This window comes from Streptomyces xanthii (assembly GCF_014621695.1).
GTDB classification, from domain to species: domain Bacteria; phylum Actinomycetota; class Actinomycetes; order Streptomycetales; family Streptomycetaceae; genus Streptomyces; species Streptomyces xanthii.
Genome location: NZ_CP061281.1, coordinates 3,750,597 through 3,765,763 on the forward strand (window position 1 = coordinate 3,750,597; position 15,167 = coordinate 3,765,763).

Below are 15,167 nucleotides of genomic sequence, written 5' to 3' on the forward strand. Positions count from 1 at the left end.
GTTGTGCGGTGGGCCGGGTGCGGTGGCGGGACCGGAGCAAGGTCGAACGGGTCGAGTGGCAGAGCCGGGTGAGCCTGCGCGTCATCAACTGGGTGTTCTTCCTGGCCTGGTCGGGCCTCGGGCTCGTGGGAAGCATCCGGGGCGACGCCACCGCCACGACACTGTTCGCCGCTCTCATGGCCGTCAACGTGGCGCAGTGCGTGGTCGCCGACCGGCACGTGCGGCTCGCCATCGACCAGTACCTGGGCCGGGGCCGCGTGCCCCGGGCGTGGACCGCCGCCGGCTTCTGTCTCGCCCTCGCCTCGGTCGGCCTGATCGCCGCGCTGGCCGGGACGCAGAGCGTCAAGCACGGGATGATCGTGATGCCGCTGATCTTCGCGCCGATGCCGTTCGGCGGCGCGTACGCGCTCCAGGTCCCGATCCGCACCTTCGTACGGCGGGCCGTCGCGCTGCTCGCCGTCGGCATCGTGGCCACCGCCGTGATCGCCCGGCCGTCGCCGGGCTGGCTCGCGACCCTGACCGCGATGCTGGCCCTCGCCCTGGGCATCGCCCTCCTCTGCTACCGGTGCAGCATCTGGAACCTCTCGGTGATGTGGGAGTCCGAGCACGCCCGGGAGATCGAGGCGCGCCTCGCGGTCGCCGAGGAGCGGCTGCGGTTCGGGCGCGACCTGCACGACGTGATGGGCCGCAATCTGTCCGTCGTCGCTCTCAAGAGCGAGCTCGCCGTGCAGCTGGCCCGGCGCGGCCGCACCGAGGACGCCGTCGCCCAGATGATCGAGGTGCAGCGCATCGCGCAGGAGTCGCAGAAGGAGGTCCGCGAGGTCGTCCGGGGCTACCGCGCGGCCGACCTCGCTGCCGAACTCGCCGGTGCGCGGGGCGTGCTCGGCGCCGCCGGGATCGCCTGCACGGTCACGGGCGGCGCCCCGGACCTGCCCGCCGACGTGCAGTCGGCGCTCGGCTGGGTGGTGCGCGAGACCACGACCAACGTGCTGCGCCACGGCGACGCCCGGACCTGCCGGGTGACGCTCGCGGCGGGCGGCGGCGACGTGGTGCTGACGGTGGAGAACGACGGAGTGGACCCGTCCGGCGGCGACGGCCGTCCGGGATCGGGACTCGCGGGCCTGCGGGAGCGGCTCGCCGAGGTGGCCGGAACGTTGGAGGCGGGTGTGGTGGAGCGGGACAGGTTCCGGGTGGTGGCGACCGTCCCGGTCCGGGCGGTGCGGGGCGGCGGTTCCGGGGCCCAGGAGGCGCCGGAACCCGTGGAGGCCGGGACGGCGTCGCGCGGGGGTGCCCGGTGAGCCTGCGCGTCCTGCTCGCCGACGACGAGCACCTGATCCGCGGCGCGCTCGCCGCGCTGCTCGCCCTGGAGGACGACCTGACCGTGGTCGCCGAGGCCGCGAGCGGACCCGAGGCGCTGGCCATGGCCCGCGCCCACCGGCCCGACGTCGCGGTGCTCGATCTGCAGATGCCGGGCTGCGACGGTGTGAGTGTGGCCACAGCGCTCCGGTCCGAACTCCCCGGCTGCCGCACCATGATCGTCACCAGTCACGGCCGTCCCGGGCACCTGAAGCGGGCGCTCGCGGCGGGCGTGCGCGCCTTCGTCCCGAAGACCGTCAGCGCGCAGCGGCTCGCCGAGATCATCCGTACCGTCCACGCCGGAAACCGTTATGTGGACCCGGAGTTGGCGGCCGACGCGATCTCCGCCGGGGACTCGCCGCTGACCGCGCGCGAGGCCGAGGTGCTGGAACTCGCGGCCGACGGGGCGCCCGTCGCGGAGATCGCCGAGCGGGCCGCGCTCTCCCAGGGGACGGTGCGGAACTACCTGTCGTCGGCGGTCTCGAAGCTCGGTGCGGAGAACCGTCACGCGGCGGTGCGTCTCGCACGCGAGCGAGGTTGGGTATAGTTGGCGTCGCGCTTCGGGCCACAGAGTCCGGGGAGCAAGCCTGCGAACGTAGCTCAGTTGGTAGAGCGCAACCTTGCCAAGGTTGAGGTCGCGAGTTCGAACCTCGTCGTTCGCTCCACACGAAAGGCCCCGGTCATCGACCGGGGCCTTTCGCCGTTCGCTACAGGTTCCAGCTCGTGCCGGTCAGCAGCTCGTACGCCTCGATGTACTTGGCGCGCGTCGCGGCGACGACCTCGTCGGGCAGCGCCGGCGGCGGCTCCTCGCTCTTGCGGTCCCAGCCGGAGGACCCGGTCAGCCAGTCCCGCACGAACTGCTTGTCGTACGAGGGCTGCGCGCGGCCCGGCTGCCACTGGTCGGCCGGCCAGAAGCGCGAGGAGTCCGGGGTCAGCACCTCGTCGGCGAGGATCAGCGTGCCGTCCTTGTCGAAGCCGAACTCGAACTTCGTGTCCGCGAGGATGATGCCGCGCTCGCGCGCGATGTCACGGGCCCGGCCGTACACGGCGAGCGTCGCCTGACGCAGCGCCGCGGCGGTGTCCGCGCCCACCTGGCGGGCCACCTCCTCGTACGACACGTTCTCGTCGTGCTCGCCGACCTCGGCCTTCGTGGCGGGCGTGAAGATCGGCGCGGGGAGCTCCGAGCCGTCCTCCAGGCCCTCGGGGAGGGCGAGGCCGCAGACGGTGCGGGACGCGTTGTACTCGACCAGGCCGGAGCCGGTGAGGTAGCCGCGGGCGACGGCCTCCACGGGGACCATGTCGAGGCTCTGGCAGATCAGCGTGCGGCCCGCCCAGTCGGCGGGGGCGCCGGCGGGGAGCTCCTGCGAGATGACATGGTTCGGGATCAGGTCCTTGAGCTGGTCGAACCACCACAGCGACAGCTGGGTGAGGACCTTGCCCTTGTCGGGGATCGGGGACGGCAGCACCCAGTCGTAGGCCGACATGCGGTCGGTGGCGACCATCACCAGGTCGCCCGCCTCGTTCCGGTACAGGTCCCGCACCTTGCCGGTGTGGAGATGCACCAGGCCAGGGACCTGCTCTGGCTCGGGCTTTTCGACGAATCCGGACACGGTTCCTCCCCGTGGTTCTGTACGAGTGGTTCCGATTCTCCCGTACGGGGGGACCGGATCCGGCCACGGGTGGGGTGCCGGACGTCTCGGCTCAGTCTCGTTTGCAGATGCGGTCGAGGAGGTTGGCCGTCGCGCGCTGGACGCGGGGGTCGACATGGCCCGGCCGGTCCAGGGCCGGGGACCAGGCGAAGGTGCCGGACGCGAAGACCAGCGCGCCCGACGGCGCCCGGTACAACGATGTCTCCTGGTGGCGGCGGGCCCGCTCGCCGTCCCGGTACGGGGAGTGGGCGAGCAGGATGCGGTCCTGGTGCTCGGGCAGCGCCGTGCGCGGGTAGTAGCGGTCGGCCTCGCCCGCGACCAGGTTCTCGATCTCGTCGCCCTCGTGCGCGCCGGTCGCCTCCCACAGCCAGTGGTCCGCGTTCCGCACCACCAGGGGGTGGGGCTCGGGGACCCGGCCCGCGTACTGGATGCCGAGGAGCTGCTGCTCGGGCCGGTCGATCTCGCGCCACAGGGCCGGCTTTCCGGGGCCCCGGCGCTTGCGGCAGGTCAGCAGGCGGTCGGGGACCCCGGACGCGGAGGGGCTCAGCTCGACCTGCCAGTACATCGTGTTCGCCGAGAGGAAGACGAGGGAGGTGCCGTGCTCGCGGGCCTGCTCGGTGGTCCGCCGCATGTTCGCCGACCAGTACTCGTCGTGGCCGGGGAAGACCAGGCCCCGGTAGCGGGTCGGATCGACGCGGCCCGCGTGCAGGTCCCGGGTGTCGGCGTAGGCGAGGTCGTAGCCGTAGCGCTCCGCCCAGCGGATGAAGTCGTAGGCGTGGCCGACGTGCAGCGGCAGGCCGGCGCCCGCGTACGGGCGGTCGAAGGAGACCGTCGTCGCGGCCTCGCTCTCGCCGAGCAGCCGGCCCTCCTCGTCCCACGCGTGGTAGAGGCTGGCGCCCGTGCGGCCGTCCTCCGGGTAGAGGTTGTACGCCTGCCAGGTGATGTCGGGCAGGAGCAGCAGCAGGTCGGCGGGCTCGCTGTCGCGGACGGTGAAGGGGATGTGCGAGCGGTAGCCGTCGAGGGTGGTGAGGACGGCGACGTACGCCCCCACGTTCCAGAACGACGGGATCTGCAGCCGCCAGGACAGCCACCAGTGGTGGCAGGAGACCGTGCGGTCGGCGGTCAGCGGCGCGGGCTGGACGATGCCGGAGAGCCGGGGGCTCGTGGTGATCTTGGACGCGCCGTCGCCGCCGTAGTGGCCGATCCGGTACACGTCCACGGTGAACTGCTGGGGCGGGTCGACCGTGATGTGGAAGTCGATCGCCTCGCCGGGCGCGGCCGCTCCCGTCGAGGTGAAGCCCTTGATCTGGCGGTGCACGTCGTCGGCCGTACGGGGGCCGCTGGTGCGCGGGGCCGGGATCGGGGCGCCGCTCGCCGCGAGGTGCGTCACGCCCGGGTTCGTGGCGCCGGGCTGCGGGGCGTGGTCCACGTACCAGGGGACGACCTGGCCCGTGTCGTCGAAGTAGTGCTCGCTGCCGCGCAGCCAGGGCAGCGGGCCCTGGCCGAACGGGTCGGACACCGCGTGCGCCATCGCGCCGGATTCCCAGCGGGGTGTGCGGGGCCTCGGCGGTACCGGGTCCGCAGTCGCCCGCTCCCGCTCGTGCCCTGTGCCCGCGCTGTCCCGCCCCATGGCTGCGCCCCTCCCTCGCTCCCCCGAGATCGGCCCGGTGCGGAATCGCTCCGCTACCGGTCCCAGCACATCACATTACGCACGCAGTCCGTCACCGTTCGTCGCTAATTGGCTGGAGGGAGCGGGAGTGGAACGTTGCCCTCCGGGGGGTGTGGGGGTGGTGTAGGGGAGCGTGGGGGGTGCCGGTTGTTTGCCGGGTGCGGGTTGGTGCGGGCTGGGCGCGCAGTTCCCCGCGCCCCAGGGGTCAGACCAGACGGACTGGCTTTTCCGGGCGGATGCCCAGGGTGGTCAGCCAGGCTCTGAGGGGGGCGGGGTCGCCGTCCTCGACCAGGCTCAGGACGCGCGGGGCGAGATCGGCGGCGCGCTCGCCGTCGACCAGCAGAGACGGCCCGTCGAGCCAGTCCAGGCCCGGGGCGGCCCCCGCCGTGTCGACGGCGGCGCAGCAGACCATCGCGACCACGTGGTCGGCGAGGAGGTCCCGGCCGGTGCGCGGGGGCTGCAGCGGGAACAGGGGCAGGGCGCCCTCGTCCCACAGCGCCTCGTCCGGGCCCTGCCCCGCGGTGGGCCCGGGGGGCGCCGGGCGGGCCTGCTCCTCGCGGGCCAGTTCGGCGCTGATCCCGGCGGCCAGGGCGTCGGCCTCGGGGCGGGGCAGGGTCGTCTCGTCGTCCTCGAGGTCGAAGCCGGGGGCGAGCTCGTCGGCGGGGCCGGGGGCGGGCGCGGCGTCCGGTGCGGGGATCGTCTCCGGGGCGGCCGCGAGGTGGTCGAGGACGCGGGCCAGGGTCGGGCCGTGGGCCGCGGGACCGGAGGGGCCGGGGCGGTGCACGCCCAGGGCGTCCAGGACCCGGTGCAGCCGGGCCGCGTCCGCGCGCCACTTGCGGTCCACGACCTCGTCCGGGTACTCCTGCCAGTCGACCGGCGCCCAGTCCGGGCCGGGCTCGGCGGGGCCGCCGTGGAACAGCCGGGCGGCGAGCAGGGAGGCCGCCTCGTCGACGACTCCGGGCTCCTCCAGGAGGTCACAGGCGGGTCGCTCGCCGAGCCGCGAGGCGAAGGCGCCGTTCTGCGCGGCGAGACGGTCGCGGCGGGACAGCTCGGTCAGGGCGGCGACCACGCCCGCGTCGAGCCGGGACGGCCAGCGGCCCATCCGCCAGGCCGGCAGCGCGACCCGGGTCAGCAGCCGGTCCCAGCCCGCGTAGGCGAGGCCGACCTGCTCCTGCGCGACGATCCGCAGGCCGTAGTCCACCGTCTGGGCCCGCTCGGCGGCGGCCGCGGCGACACCGCGCTCCATCTCGCCCGCGTGGACCCGGCAGCTGCTCAGCATCAGCCGGGCGACCCGGCCGACTCCGGCGAGAACGGTGCGGGTCAGGGGCCCGCGGCCGGGAGCGGCGGCGACCGCGACGGCCGCGTCCAGACCGCGGACGAAGCGCCGGGCCGCGGCTATGTCGGGGTGGGCCGAGGGGCCCGTACCGGCGACGACCGGGGCGAGGACGGCGCGCAGCTCTCCCACGCGCATCCACCACAGGAAGGGGGAGCCGATGACGAGGACGGGGGCCACGGGGGTGTCCGGGGACTTCCCGCCCGACGCGTCGAGGCCGTCGGCGGCACGGGAGCCGCCGGGCCCGGATATGCGGCGGCGGGCGCCCGGCGGACCGTGCGCGGGGTGCGTCCGGTCCTCCAGCCAGCTGTCGCAGTCCGGGGTGAGGGCTATCGCCGAGGGGGCCGGGACGTCCAGGCGGTCGGCCAGGTCCCGCACCAGGCGGTACAGATCGGGGGCCGTCTCCTCGGCGACCGGGACCGTCGGGCTGACGGCGGGGCGGGCCCGCGCCACGACCAGGGCGATGCCCGCCGCGGCGAGCAGCACGACCACGGCGCACGCGGTGACGATCCCGCGCGCGACGTCCCAGCCGGCGCCCGTCAGACGGCCCGTGGTGCCGCCCGCGAGCAGGATCACCGCGGCGGCCGCGGGCAGCAGCGCCAGTGCCGTCGCCCTGCTGCGCACGCGCAGCACCGCGAGCGCCCGGGCCCGCGCACTCCGCGCACCCGCCTCCGCACCCGTACCGGACACGACCGATGTCACCCCCTGCTGCCTGTGCCTGTCGTCCGGCCGAGGACTCGCGCCCGCGGCAGGACCCTGGTGGCGTTGCTCACTCCCCCACTGTGGCACCCGCCACTGACATCGCAATGCCGGTGGTCCGTATGGTTCTGTCCGGTCTCGCGGATGCCCGAACTCCGTGCGCCGCACCATAGTTGGGCGTCGCGGCAGCGTCAGCCGGATGGGTCAGCGGTCACTCGATGGAATGGCTTTGGGTAAAGGTGGCTGACATGAACGGGCCGGGCGGGAGAAGGTGACACCCTTCTCCCGCCCGGCCCGTGGTCCGTCCGTTCCGCCTCGGTGCGGCGGCGGTCGTCAGCTCTCGTCGGCGGCCTTCGCGGCGATGTCCGTACGGTGCTGGGAGCCGTCGAGGCCGATGCGGGCCAGGGCGGTGTACGCGCGCTCACGGGCCTGCGTGAGGTCCGTGCCGGTCGCGGTGACGGACAGGACGCGGCCGCCCGCGCTGACCACCTGCCCGCTCTTCTCGTCCCGCTTCGTGCCGGCGTGCAGCACGTACGCGTTCGGGGCGTCCTGCGCGGCCACCTCGTCGAGCCCGGTGATCGGGTCGCCGGTGCGCGGGGTCGCCGGGTAGTTGTGCGAGGCGATGACGACGGTCACGGCCGCGTCGTCGCTCCAGCGCAGCGGCTCCAGGTCGGCCAGCGTGCCGGTCGCGGAGGCCAGCAGGACGCCGGCCAGCGGGGTCCGCAGGCGGGCCAGGACGACCTGGGTCTCGGGGTCGCCGAAGCGGGCGTTGAACTCGATGACGCGGACGCCTCGGCCGGTGATCGCCAGACCCGCGTACAGCAGGCCGGAGAACGGCGTGCCGCGCTTCTTCATCTCGTCGACGGTCGGCTGCAGGACCGTGTCCAGGACCTCCTGGACCAGCTTCGGGTCGGCCCACGGCAGCGGCGAGTAGGCACCCATGCCACCGGTGTTGGGGCCCTCGTCGCCGTCGAGCGCGCGCTTGAAGTCCTGCGCGGGCTGGAGCGGGACGACGGTCTCGCCGTCGGTGATCGCGAAGAGCGAGACCTCGGGGCCGTCGAGGAACTCCTCGATGACGACGCGCTCGCAGGCGTTCGCATGGGCGCGGGCGGCCTCGATGTCCTCGGTGACGACGACACCCTTGCCGGCGGCGAGACCGTCGTCCTTCACGACGTACGGAGCGCCGAACGCGTCCAGCGCCTCGTCGATCTCCGCGGGCGTCGTGCACACGTAGGAACGGGCGGTCGGCACGCCGGCGCCGGCCATGACGTCCTTGGCGAACGCCTTGGAGCCCTCCAGCTGGGCGGCCGCGCCGGACGGGCCGAAGACGGGGATGCCGATCGCGCGCACGGCGTCGGCGACACCCGCGACCAGCGGGGCCTCCGGGCCGACGACGACGAGGTCGGCCTCCAGCTCGCGGGCGAGGGCGGCGACCGCCGCGCCGTCGAGGGCGTCGACCGCGTGCAGCTCGGCGACCTCGGCGATGCCTGCGTTGCCGGGCGCGCAGTGCAGGGCGGTGACGGCGGGGTCGAGGGACAGGGAGCGGCACAGGGCGTGTTCGCGGGCGCCGTTACCGATGACGAGGAGCTTCACGCGGGCCAGCCTAGTCTGCGGCTCTTGTGCGGGCTGCCTATGGGTGGGCCTGGACCGTTTTGTGGGTTCGCACAGGAGGGGCGGGGGATACGGGTGGGGCGGAGACGGGCGGGGCGGAGCCGCGGACTGCGAACTACTCGTTCGTGAACTCTTCGAGGACCGTGGCGCCGAGCTCTCTGACGATCAGGTCGTGGCCGGACAGGGCGTTCTCGTCCAGGTCCGGGTCGTCGGCCTCCGGGGTGTCGTCCTCCGGGGAGACCGACTGCCGGGCCGGCGGCTGCGGGGCTGCGGGCTGTACGGGGGCGGGGGGCGGAGCCGGGGACTGGGCCGGAGCCGACTGCGGGGCCTGTTGGGCCGGGGCGGGGGCCGCCGGGGCCGGGGGCGGGGTGTAGCCGCCACCGCCTCCGCCGTAACCGCCGCCTCCGTAGCCACCGCCCGGCGCGGGAGGCGCGGGGGCGCCGCCGGACGCGTCGACGACGGCGTCGATCTTCCAGTTCACATGAAACTGCTCGGAGAGCGCCGCCTTGAGGACGTCCTCGCTGCCGCTGCTCGCGAAGTTGTCCCGCGCGCCCGCGTTCACGAACCCGAGCTGGAGCGTGGTGCCGTCGAAGCCCGTCACCTGGGCGTTCTGGCTGAGCAGGATCCAGGTGAAGCGGCGCTTGTTCTTCACCGCCTCCAGGATGTTCGGCCAGAGGGTGCGGGGGTCGGGGCCGCCGACGGGGGCGGCCTGAGGCACGGGTGCCGGCGCCGGGGCCGGGGCGGACTGCTGCGGGGCCGGGGCGGGGGCCGCCTGGGGGGCGGCGGGCGCGGGGCCCGAGCCGGCCGCGGCCGCCGTGGGCCAGCCACCGGGGCGCCGGGCGCCGCCAGCGGGTGCGGCGGTGGGCCAGGCGCCGGGGGCTGACGCGGCCGGGGCCGCCTGGGGCTGGGCCTGAGGCTCGGGCTGGGGTGCCGGAGCGGGGGCCGGAGGCTGGGCTTCCGGTGCCGGGGCGGGAGCGGGGGTCGGAACCGGGGTGGCCGCAGGAGCTGGTGCCGGGGCGGCGGGCGGCGGGGTCGCGGGCGCCGGGGCGCCTCCCCGTACCGCCGCGCGGGCCGCGGCCGGACCGCCGCCGGGCGGGACGGGAGCGGCGTGCGCCTCGGGCCCGGGCACGTACGCCATCGCCGGAGCGGGACCCTGCCCGGCCGGGGTGAAGGCGCCGCCGGCGCGCTCGATGCGGTCGAGCCGTGCCATCACGGAGCGCTCGTCCCCGTAGGCCGCGGGCAGCAGGACGCGCGCGCAGATCAGCTCGAGCTGGAGCCGCGGCGAGTTCGCCCCGCGCATCTCGGTCAGGCCCTCGTTGACGAGGTCGGCGGCGCGGCTGAGCTCGGCGGCCCCGAAGGTGCTCGCCTGGGCCTGCATCCGCTCGATGACATCGGCGGGCGCGTCGATCAGCCCCTTCTCGGCGGCGTCCGGAACGGCGGCCAGGATGACGAGGTCGCGCAGCCGCTCCAGCAGGTCCGTCACGAACCGGCGCGGATCGTTGCCCCCCTCGATGACGCGGTCCACGACCTCGAAGGCGGCGGCCCCGTCCCCGGTGGCGAACGCCTCGACCACGGAGTCGAGCAGCGCCCCGTCCGTATAACCGAGCAGGCCCGTCGCCATGGCGTACGTCACACCGTCCTCGGCGGCGCCGGCGAGGAGCTGGTCCATGACGGACATCGAGTCACGCACGGAGCCCGCGCCGGCCCGTACGACGAGGGGCAGCACCCCGTCCTCGACGGGGATGGCCTCCTTGCCGCAGACCTCGCCCAGGTAGTCCCGCAGGGTCCCGGGCGGCACGAGCCGGAAGGGGTAGTGGTGCGTACGCGAGCGGATCGTCCCGATGACCTTCTCGGGCTCGGTGGTCGCGAAGATGAACTTGAGGTGCTCCGGCGGTTCCTCGACGACCTTCAGCAGGGCGTTGAACCCCGCCGAGGTGACCATGTGGGCCTCGTCGATGATGTAGATCTTGTACCGGCTGCTCGCCGGGCCGAAGAAGGCCTTCTCGCGCAGGTCACGGGCGTCGTCCACACCACCGTGCGACGCGGCGTCGATCTCGATGACGTCGATCGAACCCGGCCCGTTCCTCGCCAGGTCCCGGCAGCTCTGGCACTCGCCGCAGGGCGTGGGCGTGGGCCCCTGCTCGCAGTTCAGACAGCGGGCCAGGATGCGGGCGCTGGTCGTCTTGCCGCAGCCGCGCGGACCACTGAACAGGTACGCGTGATTGACCCGGTTGTTCCGCAGCGCCTGCTGCAACGGATCAGTGACATGCTCCTGACCGATGACCTCGGCGAACGACTCCGGGCGATAGCGGCGGTACAGCGCGAGAGACGACACGTCTACGAGGTTATAGGCGACCACTGACAACCCGGGCCCCCGGCGACCTCGGTGCGGGCTCCCCCGCCCCGGAAACGCAAAACGCCCCCCACGCACCCGCCAGAGCCGACCTACCCTTGCTGCCTTCCGGCCCTGGGGGAGTTCAGTCAGATAGCGCCGCGTGGGGAGCTTGCGGACAGAGTACATGCTCGGAGCCGGTGGGAACGAGTTCGCGAGCACTCCCTCCGGTCATGTAATGTCTCCAGCGGAGGATTCGCCTAGAGGCCTAGGGCGCACGCTTGGAAAGCGTGTTGGGGGCAACCCCTCACGAGTTCGAATCTCGTATCCTCCGCCTCAGCCCAGCAGGGCAGATGAAGGTCCCGACCGGTTCGCCGGCCGGGACCTTTGTCGTTCGTGCGGGCACGCGCAGAAGATGCGGACGAATGACCGGAGGGCCCCACCGATCGTGGTGGGGCCCTCCGGCGTTCGCAGCGGATCAGATCGGATCCGGTCAGGTCAGGTCAGGTCAGGTCAGGACTGGGTGCCCTTCCTGCGGTACCACCACGTCAGCGCGGCGCCGGCGGCCGCGAGGACCGCGGCGAGGGTCGCGATCAGGGCGATCGGGGTGTCCGAGCCGGTGTCGGCCAGGTCACCGTCCGGGTCCTGGGGTGCCCGTGTCGGGTCGGCGGCCGGCGGGGTGGACGCCGGCGGGTCCGAGGGTGCCGGGGCCGGCGAGTGGTCGGTCGGCGCGGTCGTGGGGGTGGGCGTCGGGTCCGTGCCGCCTCCGTCGCCGCCGCCGGTGGACTTCGCCGCGGTGTTGCCGCCCAGCAGGAGCAGATCCTTGTCCTGCGGGTCGCGGGCCACCGTCTGGAGGGAGTTCCGCGTCTGCCGGGGCTTGTAACGGTGCTCCGTCCGGAAGCGCAGGCCGGTGACGTTCCGCTTGGGCTGCTTCGAGAAGTCGACGCCGCCCACGCTGTACGTGTACGGACCGCCGCCGGCGTCGTGCTGCCACTTCTCCTCGCCCTCGCGGTACGACTTCACGTAGGCGCGGTAGGTCGTCTCCCGTGTCCAGTCCTTGTTCGCCCCGCGCAGGGGCCACCGCGACACGTCGCCGGAGTCGATGATCGAGTGGTAGTCCGTGCGGGACTTCGCGTCCTGCAGGCGGATCCACTCGGCCGCCACCCGCGCGGTGTAGACGCGGCGCAGGTCGGCGTACTCCGGGTCGTTGTTCACGCGCTTCTCGACCTCGGGAATGATCAGCCGGTTGACCTGGCGTTCGGCCCAGCGCTTCTGGGCCTCGTTGAAGTCGCAGTTGAAGGAGCCCGGCGGGACGCTCGTCATCTTCATGTACTCCGACTTCACCTTCAGCGGTGTGTCGAGGATGTAGATGCCGCCGTCCTGTTCACGGACCTGCGCGGTGCCCGGCTCGATCCAGTTGCGGACCTGGAAGAAGCACGGGACGCCGTCCTTGTTCTTCGGCATGGACCTCCAGAACCGGTCCGCCTCGTCCCGCTTGTTGGGGTTGAGGGCGTCGGCGTAGTCCCGCTTCATCTCCAGGTCGGCCTCCAGCAGGACCCGCCCCGCGTCGGTCCTGCCGAACTTGGCGTCCATGATCCTTTCCGGCTGGTCCGGGTTGAGGTTCACCCAGAACTTCGACGGATCGAGCGCCAGCCAGGTGAAGAACGCGTCCGAGATCATCTGCGCCTTGGCCTTGCCGCCCCAGCCGGGGTTGCTGTCCTCGTCCGTCTTCTTCGCGGAGAACGAGTAGTCCAGGCCCTGGCCCTTCACCGGCTTTCCGACGTAGCGCAGGTCCAGGGTGGAGAAGTCGATGCCACCGGGGCCGCGGGGCCGCTGATCGCCGCCGTTGAGTGCCCGCGCCCGTTCCGCCTGCGCCTTCGCCTCCTTCAGGGACGGCGCGGAGTTGTCGACGGCCTGGTTCCCGGCGCCCCGCGAGCCCTGGTTCCGGCCCGTCCCGGGGTTCATGTACTCGTCGTACCGGCTGTGCGGGCCCGGCTTGTAGCGGGGTTTGCCGTCGGATATGTGCTCTCGGGTGACGACCCGGTTGCGGCCCTGGGCGTCCTTGCCGAACTCCTGCTCGAGCCCCTTGTACGTGTTGGTGGCGCCCTTGGACTTGCCCTCGCCGAAGACGCCGATCAGGCGGGCCTTGGGGTTCTCCCTCAGGACCGCACGGTCCTTCGGGGTCTGCCCCTCCTTGTGGTTGGGGCCGGACTTCACCTCGACGTGCTCACCGGTCTTGTGGTTGACCGCGTCGTAGCGGCGGAACCGCTTCTTGCCCTCGGCGTCGGTGTACTCGACGTCCTCCTCGCAGTACCAGTCGGGGCCGGTCAGTCCGAGGTCCTTCACGACCTTCTTGTGGAAGGCCTCGCCCTTGGTCCTGCGGGCCGCCAGCTCGATGTACGCCTCGTTCAGCCAGGTGTCGAACGACCCGAACTTGTTGACGCCGTTGTTCTTCTTCAAGTACCGGTTGTAGGACGCCCACACCTTGCGCGGGTCGCCCTCCTTGTACTTCTTCGGGTTCGATCCGGTCGCCTTGAGGATCGCCTTCCGGTCAGGGTCGGCGTCGCTGTCACCAGGAAGGATGACCCCGTCCATGGCCTGACGCTGGTTGTCGTAGAAGTAGTCGTCCCACTCGTTCAGATCACGGACGGTGTCCTGTCCGTCCAGCGGCCTGTTCCTCGGCGGAACGCCCTTCAGGCCGAACTTGTCCTCGCACAGCTCCTGCTTCTTCTTCCCCGGTACCGGCTTCGGCTTGGGCGCCGCCTCGGCGCTGCCCTGAAGCCCCGGAAGCGCGGAGAGGGTGACCACTCCGGCGCAGGCGAGAGCGACAGCGGCTCTCGCCCAACCGCGCAGTCGTGGTGGTCGTGTCCAATGACTCACGTGATGTCCCTGGGGAGCCCAGAACGGATGGGTTCTCCGGTGACGCCAGGGGCCCCCGTGGTCGTTGGCGTCACCAACTCCTCACCGTATGCGGTCAGTTGACGTGTTCACGCGAGCGCAAGGGACCGGCACAGCTTCGGCTCAGCTGATTTACAGGCTCATCACCGGGAACCGGAGCCGGATCGTAGGGTCGTGACCATGAACGTGACCTCGTCGCAGTGGCGTGACAACCCCCGGCTCGCCCAGTGGCTCGCCGCCCAGGAAGAGGCCTTCTCCGCCTGGCGGCAGGCCACCGCGGGGACCTGGGACTTCAGCCCCGCCTCCCTCGACCGGCTCGAAGAGGTCCTGATGAGCCGTTACGCGAGCGCCGAGGAGGCCGAGGCCGCCCACGAGGATCCGTTCATGACGGTCGCCGTCTGGTATCTGGGCGAGACCGTCCGCCGCGCCCACCCGGACGCCGTGTGGTCGTGCAGCCCCACGCCGGGCGAGGGGCTCTACGCCCGGACGACGCCGCTGCTCACGTACGCCGTCGAGACCCTGGACGACGACGTGCGCGAGGAGATCGAGGAGCGGGAGGAGGAGTACGACGAGATCCTCCCGCTGCGGGACCCGACCGAGGACATCCAGGCCCTGCACGTCAGCGACCGGCATCTGCGCGAGGCGCTGGAGGAGTTCGCCGAATTCCAGGAGTACCTGGATTCGGCCGCCGGCTGACGCCTCGGCCAGGACGGTTCACTCCCCGTCGAACCCCGTCCCCCGCGACACCTTCTCCCACGCCGTGATCTCCGTGCGGATTCCGTCCAGGTGGGCGGTGATCGCGTCGACCGCGTCGGGGCCGAGGGGGAGGCGCAGGGGCGTTTCGGGGGCGGCGAGGGCCTGGAGGATGGCCGCGGCGGCCTTGTGCGGGTCGCCGGGCTGGGTGCCGCCGCCGTCGCGGACCATGGCGCGGGTCGCGCCGGCGGTCTCGGCGTAGGCGGGGTGCTCCTCGGAGAAGTAGGCGGCGTCCTTGCCGAAGAGGTTGGTGCGGAAGGCGCCGGGTTCCACGATCAGGACCTTGATCCCGTACGGGGTCACCTCCGCGGACAGGGCCTCCGAGAGCTGTTCGAGGGCGGCCTTCGTCGCGCTGTACGCGGCGAAACCGGCGAAGGAGAGCTGGCCGCCGACGCTGCTCATGTTCACGATCGCGCCGCTGCCGCGCTCGCGCATCTGCGGCAGCAGGGCGCGGGTCAGCCGGGCCGGGCCGAAGACGTGCAGGTCGAAGAGGTCGCGGAGTTCCCGGTCGGTGGTCTCCTCGAAGGCGCCGACCTGGGTGCGGCCGGCGTTGTTGACCAGGACGTCGACGCGGCCGTAGCGGGCCAGGACGTCGGCGGCCACGGCGTCGACGCGGGCGCCGTCCGTGATGTCCAGGGCGAGGGCCTCCACCCGGTCGGGGTACGCGGCGACCAGGTCGGCCAGGGCCTCGGGGCGCCGGGCCGTGCCGATGACCGTGTCGCCGGACGCGATCACCGCCTCCGCGACGGCCCGCCCGAATCCGCTCGTCGCGCCGGTCACCAGCCAGACCCGCCCGGTCGACGCCTTCGTGCCGCTCGTCGCGCTCGTGTTCGTCATCGCTCGTTCTCCCTCGTGTGGTCCGTCTGG

At 72.9% G+C, this 15,167-nt stretch carries 10 protein-coding genes, 2 tRNA genes and 1 other RNA gene; 5 read left to right on the top strand and 8 right to left on the bottom strand.

Features of this window, described 5'->3' with window-relative positions:
* The first annotated feature begins 8 nt into the window (after window positions 1-8).
* The 3 genes from IAG42_RS17005 to IAG42_RS17015 all read left to right on the top strand — a co-directional run bounded on the left by IAG42_RS17005 (window position 9) and on the right by IAG42_RS17015 (window position 2,021).
* Window positions 9-1,298 (top strand): sensor histidine kinase, encoded by a 1,290-nt coding sequence (locus tag IAG42_RS17005; RefSeq protein WP_223206038.1) that lies wholly within the window; start codon window positions 9-11, stop codon window positions 1,296-1,298.
* Window positions 1,295-1,903: a response regulator transcription factor gene (locus tag IAG42_RS17010; protein WP_188337831.1), complete on the top strand. Its 609-nt coding sequence runs from the start codon at window positions 1,295-1,297 to the stop codon at window positions 1,901-1,903. Before IAG42_RS17005 ends, IAG42_RS17010 begins: the two co-directional genes overlap by 4 nt.
* 42 nt (window positions 1,904-1,945) lie before the next feature.
* Window positions 1,946-2,021 (top strand) — tRNA-Gly (locus tag IAG42_RS17015).
* A gap of 42 nt (window positions 2,022-2,063) precedes the next feature.
* Here the strand turns inward: IAG42_RS17015 and IAG42_RS17020 are convergent.
* The 6 genes from IAG42_RS17020 to ffs all read right to left on the bottom strand — a co-directional run bounded on the left by IAG42_RS17020 (window position 2,064) and on the right by ffs (window position 10,825).
* The gene (locus IAG42_RS17020) at window positions 2,064-2,966 is read right to left on the bottom strand and encodes a phosphoribosylaminoimidazolesuccinocarboxamide synthase (RefSeq protein ID WP_188337832.1); all 903 of its coding nucleotides are present in this window, start codon (window positions 2,964-2,966) and stop codon (window positions 2,064-2,066) included.
* A gap of 91 nt (window positions 2,967-3,057) precedes the next feature.
* Window positions 3,058-4,536: a N,N-dimethylformamidase beta subunit family domain-containing protein gene (locus IAG42_RS17025; RefSeq protein WP_188337833.1), complete on the bottom strand. Its 1,479-nt coding sequence runs from the start codon at window positions 4,534-4,536 to the stop codon at window positions 3,058-3,060.
* A 343-nt stretch (window positions 4,537-4,879) separates the two neighbouring features.
* Window positions 4,880-6,697, bottom strand: a complete 1,818-nt coding sequence (locus tag IAG42_RS17030) for a hypothetical protein (protein ID WP_188337834.1) — start codon at window positions 6,695-6,697, stop codon at window positions 4,880-4,882.
* A gap of 342 nt (window positions 6,698-7,039) precedes the next feature.
* On the bottom strand, window positions 7,040-8,299 hold the full coding sequence (gene purD, locus IAG42_RS17035; RefSeq protein ID WP_188337835.1) for a phosphoribosylamine--glycine ligase: 1,260 nt from the start codon (window positions 8,297-8,299) through the stop codon (window positions 7,040-7,042).
* 133 nt (window positions 8,300-8,432) lie between these two features.
* Window positions 8,433-10,652 carry a DNA polymerase III subunit gamma and tau gene (locus IAG42_RS17040; RefSeq protein WP_188337836.1) on the bottom strand — a complete coding sequence of 740 codons (2,220 nt, stop codon included), beginning with the start codon at window positions 10,650-10,652 and terminating at the stop codon, window positions 8,433-8,435.
* 74 nt (window positions 10,653-10,726) lie between these two features.
* Window positions 10,727-10,825: signal recognition particle sRNA small type (gene ffs, locus IAG42_RS17045), an RNA gene on the bottom strand.
* A 73-nt stretch (window positions 10,826-10,898) separates the two neighbouring features.
* On the opposite strand from ffs, the gene IAG42_RS17050 reads away from it, so the two are divergent.
* Window positions 10,899-10,983: transfer RNA gene (locus IAG42_RS17050), tRNA-Ser, on the top strand.
* Between the two features lie 179 nt (window positions 10,984-11,162).
* Here the strand turns inward: IAG42_RS17050 and IAG42_RS17055 are convergent.
* Window positions 11,163-13,457 (bottom strand): hypothetical protein, encoded by a 2,295-nt coding sequence (locus IAG42_RS17055; RefSeq protein ID WP_188337837.1) that lies wholly within the window; start codon window positions 13,455-13,457, stop codon window positions 11,163-11,165.
* A 270-nt stretch (window positions 13,458-13,727) separates the two neighbouring features.
* Between IAG42_RS17055 and IAG42_RS17060 the strand changes: the two genes are divergently transcribed.
* Window positions 13,728-14,243: a hypothetical protein gene (locus IAG42_RS17060; protein WP_188337838.1), complete on the top strand. Its 516-nt coding sequence runs from the start codon at window positions 13,728-13,730 to the stop codon at window positions 14,241-14,243.
* 18 nt (window positions 14,244-14,261) lie between these two features.
* Here IAG42_RS17060 and IAG42_RS17065 read toward each other — a convergent pair whose 3' ends face one another.
* Complete coding sequence (locus IAG42_RS17065) at window positions 14,262-15,137, bottom strand: oxidoreductase (RefSeq protein WP_188337839.1); 876 nt, start codon at window positions 15,135-15,137, stop codon at window positions 14,262-14,264.
* Window positions 15,138-15,167: the final 30 nt, after the last annotated feature.

Bases quoted from the DNA above. Each gene is read 5' to 3' on its own strand.
- IAG42_RS17065 (WP_188337839.1), bottom strand. From the start codon at position 15,137: ATGACGAACACGAGCGCGACGAGCGGCACGAAGGCGTCGACCGGGCGG.
- IAG42_RS17060 (WP_188337838.1), top strand. From the start codon at position 13,728: ATGAACGTGACCTCGTCGCAGTGGCGTGACAACCCCCGGCTCGCCCAG.
- IAG42_RS17025 (WP_188337833.1), bottom strand. From the start codon at position 4,536: ATGGCGCACGCGGTGTCCGACCCGTTCGGCCAGGGCCCGCTGCCCTGG.